11 protein-coding genes are annotated in these 12,737 nt (G+C 64.0%); 5 read left to right on the forward strand and 6 right to left on the reverse strand.

Translation table 11 applies throughout. The annotated features are described in order from the left end of the window. The first annotated feature begins 44 nt into the window (after positions 1-44). The 3 genes from R4P65_RS09795 (at position 45) to R4P65_RS09805 (ending at position 2,885) form a co-directional block, all read left to right on the forward strand. Positions 45-851, forward strand: coding sequence for a lysophospholipid acyltransferase family protein (locus R4P65_RS09795; RefSeq protein WP_230813556.1), 807 nt, complete (start codon positions 45-47; stop codon positions 849-851). A gap of 66 nt (positions 852-917) precedes the next feature. Continuing rightward, entirely contained in the window at positions 918-1,409 is a 492-nt protein-coding gene (locus R4P65_RS09800; protein WP_230813553.1) for a polyadenylate-specific 3'-exoribonuclease AS, read from the forward strand. A gap of 90 nt (positions 1,410-1,499) precedes the next feature. Beyond that, entirely contained in the window at positions 1,500-2,885 is a 1,386-nt protein-coding gene (locus R4P65_RS09805; protein ID WP_007730070.1) for a class II 3-deoxy-7-phosphoheptulonate synthase, read from the forward strand. 63 nt (positions 2,886-2,948) lie between these two features. Here the strand turns inward: R4P65_RS09805 and R4P65_RS09810 are convergent, their stop codons facing one another. Both R4P65_RS09810 and pknB read right to left on the reverse strand, forming a co-directional pair. Next, complete coding sequence (locus tag R4P65_RS09810; RefSeq protein ID WP_230813551.1) at positions 2,949-3,377, reverse strand: protein phosphatase; 429 nt, start codon at positions 3,375-3,377, stop codon at positions 2,949-2,951. Positions 3,378-3,404: 27 nt separating this feature from the next. After that, positions 3,405-5,468 (reverse strand): Stk1 family PASTA domain-containing Ser/Thr kinase, encoded by a 2,064-nt coding sequence (pknB, locus tag R4P65_RS09815; protein ID WP_317826345.1) that lies wholly within the window; start codon positions 5,466-5,468, stop codon positions 3,405-3,407. A gap of 303 nt (positions 5,469-5,771) precedes the next feature. Here pknB and R4P65_RS09820 point away from each other — a divergent pair, with 303 nt between their 5' ends. After that, positions 5,772-6,140, forward strand: a complete 369-nt coding sequence (locus R4P65_RS09820; RefSeq protein WP_230813547.1) for an Rv2175c family DNA-binding protein — start codon at positions 5,772-5,774, stop codon at positions 6,138-6,140. 35 nt (positions 6,141-6,175) lie between these two features. Here the strand turns inward: R4P65_RS09820 and R4P65_RS09825 are convergent, their stop codons facing one another. The 4 genes from R4P65_RS09825 to R4P65_RS09840 form a co-directional block, all read right to left on the reverse strand. Beyond that, on the reverse strand, positions 6,176-7,117 hold the full coding sequence (locus R4P65_RS09825) for a phytoene/squalene synthase family protein (RefSeq protein WP_317826346.1): 942 nt from the start codon (positions 7,115-7,117) through the stop codon (positions 6,176-6,178). Between the two features lie 19 nt (positions 7,118-7,136). Then, on the reverse strand, positions 7,137-8,705 hold the full coding sequence (locus R4P65_RS09830; protein WP_317826347.1) for an alpha-(1->6)-mannopyranosyltransferase A: 1,569 nt from the start codon (positions 8,703-8,705) through the stop codon (positions 7,137-7,139). 98 nt (positions 8,706-8,803) lie between these two features. Beyond that, on the reverse strand, positions 8,804-10,396 hold the full coding sequence (crtI, locus tag R4P65_RS09835) for a phytoene desaturase family protein (RefSeq protein ID WP_317826348.1): 1,593 nt from the start codon (positions 10,394-10,396) through the stop codon (positions 8,804-8,806). A 2-nt stretch (positions 10,397-10,398) separates the two neighbouring features. Continuing rightward, positions 10,399-11,538 carry a polyprenyl synthetase family protein gene (locus R4P65_RS09840; protein WP_230813539.1) on the reverse strand — a complete coding sequence of 380 codons (1,140 nt, stop codon included), beginning with the start codon at positions 11,536-11,538 and terminating at the stop codon, positions 10,399-10,401. A gap of 170 nt (positions 11,539-11,708) precedes the next feature. On the opposite strand from R4P65_RS09840, the gene R4P65_RS09845 reads away from it, so the two are divergent. After that, positions 11,709-12,698, forward strand: coding sequence for a methylenetetrahydrofolate reductase (locus R4P65_RS09845; RefSeq protein WP_317826349.1), 990 nt, complete (start codon positions 11,709-11,711; stop codon positions 12,696-12,698). Positions 12,699-12,737 lie beyond the last annotated feature (39 nt).

Raw genomic sequence — 12,737 nt, forward strand, 5'->3', positions numbered from 1 at the left:
AAGGTCGTACTCAGCGAAATTCAGTTGTGAATGGGAGGGACGCCGTGTGGTATTGGCTCTTCAAGTATGTGTTGCTGGGGCCGATTCTCTGGCTGCTCGGGCGTCCGACGGTCAAGGGTCACGAGAACATTCCGACTGACGGAGCGGCCATCCTGGCGAGCAATCACCAGGCGGTTCTGGACTCGTTCTACCTTCCGCTTCGCGTCAACCGCCGCATCACGTTCCTTGCCAAGAGCGAGTACTTCACCGGTTCCGGTCTGAAGGGCGCTTTCCAGAAGTGGTTCTTCACCGCGGTCGGTCAGGTCCCCATCGACCGAACCGGCGCGGACGCGGCGCAGGATGCGCTCAACGCCGGTCTCAATGTTCTCGGTTCTGGCAGTCTGCTGGGCATCTACCCCGAGGGAACGCGTTCGCCTGACGGTCGCCTCTACAAGGGCAAGACCGGAATGGCGCGCCTCGCGCTCGAATCGGGCGTCAAGGTGATCCCGGTTGCGATGGTCGGTACCGACAAGATGAATCCGATCGGCTCGCGGATGTGGCGCCCTGCCAAGGTCACCGTCATCGTCGGCGAACCCATCGATTTCTCCCGCTTCGAAGGCATGGGCGGAAACCGCTTCGTCGAGCGCGCTGTGACCGACGAAGTGATGTACAAGCTTATGAAACTCTCCGGCCAGGAGTACGTGGACATCTACGCGGCGAGCCTGAAAAACCAGGCGCCCACGAAACCCGAAGTTGCCGTCGACGTTCCGTCGGAGAACGGCGAGTCGGTTGTTGATCTCGTCGCCTCCGCCGAGTCGAAGGAAGCCGCGAAGACCGACAAGGATTCGGTCCCGGACGCACAGGCCAGCTAGAGATTTCCCACATCTGCCGCACGCGCATTGGCTCCAGGGCCTGCGCGTGCGGCATAGTTTTCGGACGTGCGCTATTTCTACGACTGTGAATTCATCGAAGACGGTCGAACCATCGATCTCGTGTCCATCGGCGTTGTCTGCGAGGACGGCCGGGAGTACTACGCGGTCTCGACGGAGTTCGATCCCGCCCGTGCCGGTAGTTGGGTGCGCAAGAACGTGCTGCCGAAGTTGCCGCAGCCGTCGTCGCCGCTGTGGAAATCCCGCGAGAAGATCCGCGACGACCTACTGAAATTCTTCGTTCCGCGTCCGATGGTCGTTCCGGAGCTCTGGGCGTGGGTCGCCGCCTACGACCACGTCGCGCTGTGCCAGCTGTGGGGCGATATGACCGAACTACCGCAGTCGATGCCGCGCTACACCCGCGAACTGCGACAGTTCTGGGAAGACAACGGCAGTCCTGCCCTCCCGTCAGCACCTGCCGACGCACACGACGCACTTGCCGATGCCAGGCACAACCTCGTGAAGTTCGACGCGATTTCGGCAGTACGTTCACTTCGCTGACCACGTCTTCGGCGCGCGAGAATTGTCCCGATTGAGCTGCGATCGAGAGCCTGTGTGACGCGCCGACGGGTGAGCGAATATCCTGTAGAGGTGAACTGGACTGTCGACGTGCCGATCGACCGCTTGCCCGAACTCCCGCCGCTGCCTGCCGGACTGCGTAAGCAGCTCGACGAGGCGCTCGCGAAGCCCGCTGCTCAGCAGCCCTCGTGGCCCGCTGACCAGGCGGCCGCCATGCGGACTGTGCTCGAGAGCGTGCCTCCCATCACGGTGGCCAGCGAAGTCGAGGCGCTGCAGGAGCGTCTCGCGCAGGTCGCGCGTGGTGAGGCATTCCTGCTCCAGGGCGGTGACTGCGCCGAGACATTTGCGGACAACACAGAGCCGCACATCAAGGGAAACATCCGCACGTTGCTGCAGATGGCCGTCGTGCTCACCTACGGTTCCTCGATGCCGGTCGTCAAGGTTGCTCGCATCGCCGGCCAGTACGCCAAGCCGCGTTCTGCCGACATCGACTCGCTGGGTCTGAAGTCCTACCGCGGCGACATGATCAACTCGCTCGTCGCTGACGAGGCAGTCCGCGCGCACGATCCTTCGCGTCTGGTGCGTGCATACGCCAACGCCAGCGCCGCGATGAACCTGGTTCGCGCGCTCACCGGCGCCGGCATGGCCGACTTGCACAAGGTGCACGACTGGAACCGTGAGTTCGTTGCGGCGTCTCCCGCCGGCGCACGCTACGAGCAACTCGCTGCCGAGATCGACCGCGGCTTGCAGTTCATGAACGCGTGTGGCGTCACCGATCCGAGCCTGCACCAGGCACAGATCTTCGCCAGCCACGAGGCTCTGGTTCTGGACTACGAGCGCGCGATGCTGCGTCTCGACAATGACAGCGATCACCCTAAGCTCTACGACCTGTCGGCTCACTTCCTCTGGATCGGTGACCGCACCCGTCAACTCGACGGCGCGCACATCGCCTTCGCCGAGTTGGTGTCCAACCCGATCGGTCTCAAGATCGGTCCGAGCACGACGCCGGAAATGGCGGTGGAATACGTCGAGCGCCTCGACCCCACCAACAAGCCGGGTCGGCTGACCCTGATCTCACGCATGGGTAACGGCAAGGTCCGCGACCTGCTGCCCGCGATCATCGAGAAGGTCCAGGCCACCGGCCACCAGGTCATCTGGCAGTGCGATCCGATGCACGGCAACACGCACGAAGCCTCCACCGGATACAAGACGCGCCACTTCGACCGCATCGTCGACGAGGTGCAGGGCTTCTTCGAGGTCCACAACGGTCTCGGCACGCATCCGGGTGGCATCCACGTCGAGCTGACCGGCGAGAACGTCACCGAGTGCCTCGGCGGCGCACAGGACATCTCCGACCTCGATCTCGGCGGTCGCTACGAGACGGCGTGCGATCCGCGACTGAACACGCAGCAGTCGTTGGAGCTTGCCTTCCTCGTGGCCGAGATGCTTCGAGGCTGACACCTCGCCCGTACTGATTCGCCGGTAAACGCCCTCACCTGCTCGCGCAGGTGGGGGCTTTCACTATTTCGTGAATCGCGTGACAAATCGGCGCTGCCACGGCATTTCGACGGCGCGAGGTGAGTAGTGTGCGCGAACGTACGCGGTGGCGTCCTGACTCGGCACGCCGTCCACGATGGCGAGAGCGGCCAAAGCTGTTCCGGTGCGGCCGTATCCACCACCGCACGCGATCTCGACTCGTTCGGTTTCCGAACGCACCCACACTTCGTGCAGGGCGCTGCGCAGCGCAGCCGGATCGCTCGGCAACCAGAAATCTCGCCAGCGGACCCACACCGAGTCCCACTCGGTAGCGGGAGGTTCCTTACCGGTCAGATAGACGCCGAAGGTGGGGAGAGGTCCGGAAGGAAGTGGATTGCGGAGTCCTCGACCCCGAATCGATCGGCCCGACGGCAGGTCGAGTATCCCTAAGCTCTCGGGTTCCCAGGTGACCATGAATTCAGACTAGGCCGAAGCGAACTGTCAGGGAATTGCGACGACGCTGATGTCGGTGCCCTTGGCAACGAGGTCGTTCTTGACGCTCTGGCTGATGATGACCGAGCTGTCGTTCTGAGTGAGCTGACGCACGGTGATCTCGAGGCCGAGGCGGCCGAGTTCTTCGCGTGCGGAGGAGACGGAGCGGCCGATCAGCGAGGGAACCTTGACGGAGTCGGAGATCAGGAGAACAACGGAGGTGCCGGCGTTGACCGAGGACCCGACAGCGGGATCGGTGCCGATCACATTACCGCCCTCGACGGCGTCGTCGAACGTAGTTCTGGTGGTGCTGACGGAGATGCCTACCTTGTCGAGGGCGGCGCGTGCGGCGTTCTCGGACATGCCCTTCACATCGGGAATGTCGACTGGCGGTGACCCTTTGGACGTGATGACCTTGACCGAGGAGCCCACGGCAACTTCGGTTCCCGGTGCCGGGTCGAGGGCTGCCACGCCGCCGATCGGGATCTTGGAACTGAAGGTGTCCCCGCCGTCGACCGCCACGAGAGTGCGGTCGGAGAGTTGTGCGCCCAACGCCGTGACGTCGCCGCCGGCCGGAATGGGTGGGACCGTCGGACGCCCGAGCGAAGTCAGAAGCGCGACGGTCGAGCCTTTGGTAACCCTGGATCCGGAGGCCGGGTCTGTCCCGATCACCATGTCGATCGGTTGGGCATCGGAGTACTGACCCTGGACGTCGGGAGTTAGCCCGGCGTCCTGCAGGGCGGTGACTGCAGTGTCCTTGGTCAGCCCGTCGATCGAGGGAACGGCTGTGTAGCGGCCCGAGCCCATCCACCATCCGCCGAAGCCCAATGCAAGCGCGAGGACCGCGATGACGAGCAGCCAGATCAGGGTGGCTCGCCGAGATTTGCGTCGTGCCTCGACAAAATGAGCGTGCGGATCGAGGGGCCCCAGTTGCTCGTCGCCGAAATCGGAACCGTCGTCGAAATCCGAGTTGCCGTCGACCGTCGACGGACGAGCAGTTTGAGCGGTGACCGCGCGAGTGTGCTGGATGCCGCCAGGGGGAGGGGAGCCCGTGCCGAGCGCCGTGGTGGCTGCGGCAGCAGGGGCAACGCCGGACGCCAACACTGTCGTGGCAGCAGGGTTCGGGCGCGCAGCAGAGTTCGGGCGCGCATCCGTGGGGGGCGCCGGCGCCGGTTGTGGCCGAGCCGGGGCAACCTGCGCGCTTTGGTGCTGGGCGCTTCGGCGCGGCGCCGGGACACGGTACGACGGAAGCTCCAGTTGTTCGCTCACGCTGCGAAGTGCAGCTGCCATCTCACCGGCGTCGGCAAAACGATGTGCCGGCTCGCGATGAGTGGCTTCGGCAACCAGCCGATCGAACTGCGCCGGTACACCGGGGATGCGGGAGCCGGGGCGCGGGACATCATCGTGGATGCGTTGGTAAGCGATGGAGAGCGACGTATCACCGGTGAAAGGGGTTGTACCAGTGAGAAGTTCGAACATCAACACGCCGGTGGAGTAGACGTCGCTTCGAGTGTCGGCAATTCCGGACGTCACCTGTTCCGGCGACAGATAGGCCGCGGTGCCGAGGATCACGCTGTTGGATGTGGTGGTTGCTGCCGCAGCTGCACGCACCAATCCGAAGTCGGCGATCTTCACTTCACCGGTGTCCGAGATGAGGATGTTCTCCGGTTTGACGTCACGGTGAACCAGTCCCGCTCGGTGCGCGACCGCCAGCGCGTCCAGGACAGGGGCTACGACTGCTGCAACGGCGTGAGGCGGCATCGGTCCGCGCTCACGGAGGAGTTCGCGCAAAGTTCCACCGTCGACGAGTTCCATGACGAGGAACACGTGATTGCGATCGCTGCCCTGGTCGTAGACGGCCACCAGGGCCGGATGCTTGAGCCGGGCCACGGCCCTGGCCTCGAACTCGAAACGAGTCAGGAACGCTGGATCACCGGCGAACTGCGGGTCCATCACCTTGATCGCGACAGGTCGATCCAACCGTGTATCGAGGCCTCGATACACGGTCGACATACCGCCGCGCGCGATCGGTGCGTCCACTCGATAGCGGCGCTCGAGCATTTCGCCGATCAACCCTCGACCTCCGTAATGACTATTCCTCCGTGCTTGCGATCTGTCTGCTTGCGGTCTGGGTGGTAGCTGTCAGCGTGTGGGTGGTCGTATACCGCGTACTGGTTCCCGCAGTGAGGGCACCGATTCGCATCCACCGCGAAATTCCGGTTACTGATACGCCGCATCCCGTCCATCGTAGCCAGCGATACCGACGCGGAAGTCTCGAGAACGTCACAGAGCGCTGTGACCTAAGCGGAGCGGCAGTTTCGAGCACTGCACCGGGCGGTACCTAGCGGGCTCGCCGGACCGGATAAACTTCTCGCGGTGAGCGCGATTCCTTATTGTGATGATGTCCTGGATTCTTCGGTTTCCCTGTTCCAGCTTGTGGATGTGGCGAAGAACGTCGGGTTGCCGGTGAGCAAAGTTCACCAGTTGCTTCGCGATCACAAGATCGTCGCAGTCAAGCGTCACGGTGTTCTCGGTGTTCCCGAAGTGTTCTTCGGTGAGGACGGCCAGATCGTCAAGTGGCTGCCGGGTCTCCTGGCGGTATTGCACGATGGTGGCTACACCGACATCGAAATCCTTCGCTGGTTGTTCCTGGCCGATGATTCCCTGCCTGGTCGCCCGGTAGACGCACTGCATGGTGATCTCGCGCGTGAGGTCATCCGCCGCGCGCAGGCGATGGCCTTCTAACTTGTCGGCTTTCCGACAACTCACCCACTGCGTACTCAACCGCGCCGGCTTTTCACCGCGTACGTAGCGGACCGGACGAGACCGGGCGCAGCGACCCGAAGTCGCGTGCGTCCGGGAACGGATACTCGTCGATGCAGTATCCGGAAGTCGGCGCGCTCGACCTGATCGAGGATTGCCCCGTACAACACGAAAGCTGTGTGGATCGACGGCTGGACCCGCCGGTCGAGCATCGGGATTCCGGATTCGGCGGACCGATACCGCCCTCGCGTCACGGCAATGAAGTGTGCCAGTGCGCGCTTGACGCGAACGTCCACCGTTCCGGTTCTGCGCCCGTGCTCGAGCATCTCGATGTCGACGCCGAATGCGGCGAACTCGTTTGCCGGTAGATACAGACGTCCGCGGTCGAGGTCTTCACCGACGTCGCGGATGAAGTTGGTCAGCTGAAACGCCTCACCGAGATTCGACGCGGGCACTACGGCTTCCTGCTGCGGAACGCTCACTCCGAGAATCGGGAGCATCTGCAAACCGATGACGACCGCCGAGCCATACATGTACTCGCCCAATTCGTCCATGGTGTTGTAGACGGGTCGAAACTTCGCCGTGTCGGGGGCGTCCATCCGCATGGACTCGAAGAAGGCTTCGAAATATGCACGAGGAATGTCGAACATCTGCACGGCGTCGGCGAAGGCCGGCAGCACACGGCTCAGGTCCGATGGAATCGTTGCCGGGAGGTCACGTATTCCAGCGGCGTCCAGCGTAGTGAAGGTCGCACGTTCGACATCGGCGAGGACGGTGCCGCGTTCATGCGGACCCGATGGTTCGTCCACGACGTCGTCGACGATGCGAGCAAATGCGTAGAGTGCGTGAACTGCGCGGCGTCGTGGCTCGGGTAGCAACCGCGCGGCCAGAAAGTACGTGCGGCCGTGTTCCTTTGTCACGCCCTCGCAGAATCCGTAGGACGCGGACAGTGCGTTCATGACCTGCGGATCACGCGGATCATGACGTCGAGGTCGCCGAGGCTGGTGTTGAGACTTCGACCGGTTTTTCATGATGGCGTCCACGAAGTCGGAGTGGGTCTTCCGTTTGCAAGGACATCGCCGCGATCACGGCGGCGAAGATGGCCAGAGCCACATGCGGGAAGGTGTACAGACCGATGGATCCGTCCGGCTGGAACACCAGCATGAGCCAGGTGGACAGGCCGGTCAGTACAGCGAGGGTGGTCGGCGACATTGCAAAACCGGCCGCAACTGCCAGCGGCCAGGAGTAGTACCAGGGGAGTGCGGCGGGGGAGAGAACGACGATGGCGACCATCACGATCACGATGCCCATAACGGCGTCGCGCTCGGTCTTGCGGTAGCGCCACCACACGACGGCGATGATTGCGATCAACACAACCGCCGAGATGGTCCGGGAGACTTCGAGGATGTCGTTGAAATGGTCACCGGCGAACCAGGAGGTGGCCATGGTTCCGATGTGCGCCACGATCGTGGGCAGCGAGAGCCAATTGATGATCTTCGCCGAGCCGGAGAGTGCCGTCGTCCAGCCGAGACCGACGCCGGCAATCAGTGAGGTGGATCCGAGTACTGCCACGAACACGGCAAAACCAGCACCCGCGGTCTTGACGAACGACCGGATCGGTGACGCCGGTTCGCGGCCGGCGGCCGCGGCAGCCTCCCGCTCGTGAATCATCCAGATCCAGACGATGAACGGGAGGGCAACGCCCGCGGTTGCCTTGATCGCGACGGCGAGCGCAATCAATCCTATTCCGAACAGGTGCTTACGTTCGAGAGCGAGCGCTATGCCTGCGGCCATGAGGCCGACCATGAGCATCTCGTTGTGAACGCCGCCGATCAGGTGTATCAGGACGAGGGGATTGAGTACTGCGAGCCACAGGGCGATCGAGGTGTTTCCGCCGAGCTTCGTCGCGAGATGGGGGACGGCCCACATCATCAGGGCGAGTCCGGGGAGCATCGTGATCCGCAACAGCATCGTGCCGGCGATGACGTTCTCGCCGGTCAGACGCACGATGGCGTCGGCGAGGAGAAGGTGAACCGGTCCGTACGGAGTAGTTGTCGTCGTCCACACGTTGGAGACGTTGTCGAGCAGGATCCCCGGATTGACGACTGGGCCGACGGCGTACGGGTCGAAGCCGTTGCGCAACAAGGCGCCTTGTGCCAGGTAGGAGTAGGCGTCACGGCTGAACATGGGAACCGCGAACAGCAGCGGAAACGTCCAGACCGGGACGACGTAGCGCAGACCGCGCAGCGAGACGTCACCGCGCAGAGTCGAGCGGCCCAGTCGAACCCAGGCGCCGATCATGCAGAGAACACCGATCCACACGATTGCCGCCGACAGGATCGATCCGTGTCCGAATCGTAGCCAGGACAGATGCATCGACTCGAGCAGCGGATCCTGGCGCCGGACGCTACCGGCACCGAATCCGCCGAAAGTGATCATGACTGCGCCGAAGAAACCGAGCAGTGCACTGTGACCTTCGGGAGTCCGAAGGAAATCGGCGGCCCTTAGGTGCCACGGTATTTCAGTGGCTGCGGCAGAGGACGTCATCGGTGCAGGTTCCTCCCCCGAGGAGATCGGTGTCGATCGGCGCGTGCAGCGCCCGAGTCGGTGAATCGTGGATGAATGGTCGGTTACGAGGGGCTAGTTTAGTTGCTCGCACGAGTGCACACCGCTCTGGCTCGCTCGCGTGTACCGGTAATACGTTCGGCGGCGAGCCGACCGGACAGCAGAACGGTCGGTACTCCTACCCCCGGAACGGTTCCCGACCCGGCGAGAACGACGTTGTCGAAGCCGCGGGCGAGGTTCTTGCGTCGGAACGGCCCCGTCTGGGTGAAGGTGTGTGCCGCCGCGAACGGACTACCGGCGGCCATGCCCTTCTCGAGCCAGGTCTGCGGGGTGTCGACTCGATCGATCTCGAACGACTCGACCAGTCCCGTGTAACCGCGTTCCTGCAGCGTGAGGGTGATTTCGCGGACGTAGGGCGGGCCGAGAGTCGACCAGTCGAGCGGCGCACTGTCCAGATTCGGGCACGGCGCGAGGACTGACAACGGTTCACGGATCCGGCCGTCTCGCGAGAAGGCCAAGCCTGGATCGGTCTGTGCCGGTCGGGTGACGAGCAGTGACGGATCACTCATCAGTTGCCCGCGGCCGCGGCGTGCCGTGATCTCGGCGAAGGTACGCTTCCACGCCTCGCCGAAGTCGATCATGTGGTGTCGCTGCGCGGGCCATCCGTCGGCGACCGCAGCGGAAACCGTGCCGTGAATCACGACCGCGGACGGCGATGTACGCACCGGGCGCGGGCGGAATCGGGTATGTGGGCGCAGGAGCGAGTCCGTGACGACCATGTCGGGAGTGAGGACAGCGGCGTCACAGTGGAAGCGCTCACCGTCGCGTGTGTGCACGGCATGCACGCGCCGATCGCTCACTTCGAGGCGTTCGACAGTGCGGCCGAGATGCAGAATTCCGCCGGCCTCGGTGAAGGCGTCGGCCATCGACTCGGCGATCGTGCGCATCCCGCCCTCGGGAAAGTAGACGCCGAGCGAGGTATCCATGTGCGCGATCGCCCCGTACACCGCGAGCGCACGAGACGGAGCAACGCCCGCATACAGCGCTTGGAAGGTGAAGATCCGCCGAAGGCGAGGGTCGTGGATCTTGCGATCCACCTGCCCACCCAGTTTCCCGAATCCTCCCAGCGCGACGAGTCGTCTCAGATCCTTGATCGCGGCACGCGAATTGACCAGTCCGAGGGGAGAATCGAAGTCGGCGTCCATGAAGCGATCGAATTCGGCGTCGAAGATCCGGTTCAGCCATCGGCGTAGCGCGCGGTATCGCTGCGCTTCTTCCGGCCCGCAGACGCGGGCTACTTCGGCAGCCATGTCTTCGGGATCAGCGTGAACGTCGAGAGCGGTGCCGTCCGCGAATCGCGCGTGGTACGTCGGATCGAGCTTGTGCACAACGAACTTGGGGTTCGTCGAGTCGGGGTCGGCCCCGACGGCGGCAAGAGCGTCTTCGACGAGTTCGGGCATCGTGAGCACTGTTGCGCCGTTGTCGATGCTGTAGTCACTGCATTCGTAGATGCCGACTCGTCCACCGACCGAGCTGTTGCTCTCGAGAATCGTGACTTCGCGCCCGGCGCCCCGCAGGTACAACCCCGCAGACAGTCCGGCAAGTCCGGCGCCGACGATCACGACTCGATCGGTCGGCGAGCTGACAGTTCGAGTGCGGTGCACGTCTGCCACGGTCAGTAGCTTCGCTTCGTGGCCGCGACCGCCATGTCGGTGAGACGAGCCTTGGCCTCAGCCGTCGCGGTGCTTGCACCGAGAGCGTTCGACGCTGCCTCGACGAGGGTGTCGATCTGCGTTTCGACGTCGGTGACGGCGCCGAGATCGGTGATCACCTCGCGCAGGGTGTCCACTTCGTTGTCGGTCAGCTCGGTGCCGATTCCGTTGCGAAGTAGTTCGGCCGCCGCCGGGTCCGCGGCGTCGGCGCGGTCGAGTGCCATCGCGAAGAGCACAGTCCGCTTGCCTGCAATGAGATCGTCGCCCGAGGGTTTGCCCGTAACGGACGGGTCTCCGAACACTCCGAGTAGGTCGTCGCGAAGTTGGAACGCGATGCCGATGTCGGTTCCGAACGTGCGGTAAGCGTCGATCAGCTCGGCGTCTGCACCGAACAGTGCGGCGCCGAGATGCAGTGGGCGTTCGATCGTGTACGCGGCGGTTTTGTAGCGGTTGACCCGCATGGCAGCCTCGACGGTCTCGTCACCGCGGGCTTCGTTGCTGATGTCGAGGAACTGGCCACCGAGCACCTCGGTGCGCATTGCCGACCAGACCGGGCTGACCCTTGCGGCTGCCTCGGGGCTGATCCCGGATTCTCGGATCATGTCGTCCGCCCAGGCCAACGCCAGGTCGCCGAGAAGAATGGCGACGGCCTCGCCGAAGTGTGCGGAGTCGCCGCTCCACTTCTCGCCGCGATGCTGGTCCTCGAATTCGACGTGAACGGTGGGGAAGCCGCGCCTGGTCGTTGATGCGTCGATGATGTCGTCGTGGACGAGCGCGCAGGCCTGCACCAGTTCGAGGGCGGCGCATGCCCGAATCACGGCGTCCGCGTCGCTCCCGTTCGGGTCGCCTCCGGCGCCGAGCCAACCCGTCCAGGCGAACGACGGCCGGACCCGCTTTCCGCCACGCAGGACGAAGGCCTCGAGGGTATCGACGGCCTTCTCGTATCCACCGCCGATGTTCGAGACGAGTTCGCGGCGTGAAGCGAAGAAGTCGCGGAGCGCTCCTTCGAACATGCCCGGCAGTTCGAGTGAGGTCGGATGCGGTGCGGTGTTGGTCGAACTCTGTCCAACGCGCGCGGTTCCTGCGGACAGGGTGGCCTCCAAGATCGGTATGTTCTCGCGCCGGAGGGTTACACGGAAGCGAGCTTGGAGCCCAGCTTAGTGGGGGTTGGAATCAACGGCGGGTCGGGCCGTGAACTGCGTGATCCTGACATACGGGATGCGCAGCCCTGGGCGATGAGCTTGTTTGCGGCTGGAAAACATATGCTTGACCGGTGACATTCGATCCAGTCAGGGGCCGCTCCAGCGAGGGGTGGGCCACCCGAACACCGTCGATCGTCGATCGGATCGCTTCCTCGACAGGTAGCCGCATTCCGTTCTCGGTCGAGTTTTCGCCGCCGCGCGACGCCGACGCCGAAGCTCGCCTGTGGCGTGCGGTGCGTACCTTCGAACGGCTCGCACCGGCATTCGTCTCGATGACGTACGGCGCAGGCGGGTCGACGCGCGATCGGACGGTACGCGTCACCGGTGAACTGGCCGAAGAGACGACCCTGCTGCCGGTTGCTCACCTGACTGCGGTGTCGCACAGCACCGAAGAACTTCGTGCCATGGTCGGTGCTTACGCCGATCGTGGGATCAGCAACATCCTCGTGTTGCGCGGCGATCCGCCCGGCGATCCGCTCGGCGAGTGGAAGAAGCATCCCGAAGGCGTCGAGTACGCCGAGGAACTCGTGCGGATGGTCCGTGACCTGGGCGACTTCCACGTGGGTGTCGCGTCGTTCCCCGAGGGCCACTACCGCGCTCCGGACTTGGCATACGACACGAAGTACCTGGTGTCGAAGCTGCGTGCCGGCGCGGAGTACTCGATCACGCAGATGTTTTTCGACGTGGAGGACTACCTGCGTCTTCGTGACCGGGTGAGCGCGTACGACGCAGAACAGGGCGCCAAGCCGATCATCCCGGAGATCATGCCGGTGACCTCGCTGCGTTCGGTGAGGCGCATGCTCGAACTGTCGGGCTCGTCTCTGCCTCCCGCCCTCGAACGTCGATTCGATGCCGCGGCCGGAAGCGGTCCGGAAGAGAACCGTGCAGCGGTTCGTGAACTCGGCATCGATCTGGCCACCGGGATGGGTGAGCGGTTGATCGCCGAAGGCGCTCCGTGCTTGCACTTCATCACGTTGAACTTCGCGCGTGCAACGAGTGAGGTCCTCGAGCGCCTCGGTCTGACCCCCGACACCTCGGTCGGGACAGCGCAAGCGGTCTGATCTTCGGTTGCCTCGCTCGACAACAATCGAGTGCGCAAC

This window comes from Rhodococcus sp. IEGM 1318, from assembly GCF_033142465.1.
GTDB classification, from domain to species: domain Bacteria; phylum Actinomycetota; class Actinomycetes; order Mycobacteriales; family Mycobacteriaceae; genus Rhodococcus_F; species Rhodococcus_F qingshengii_B.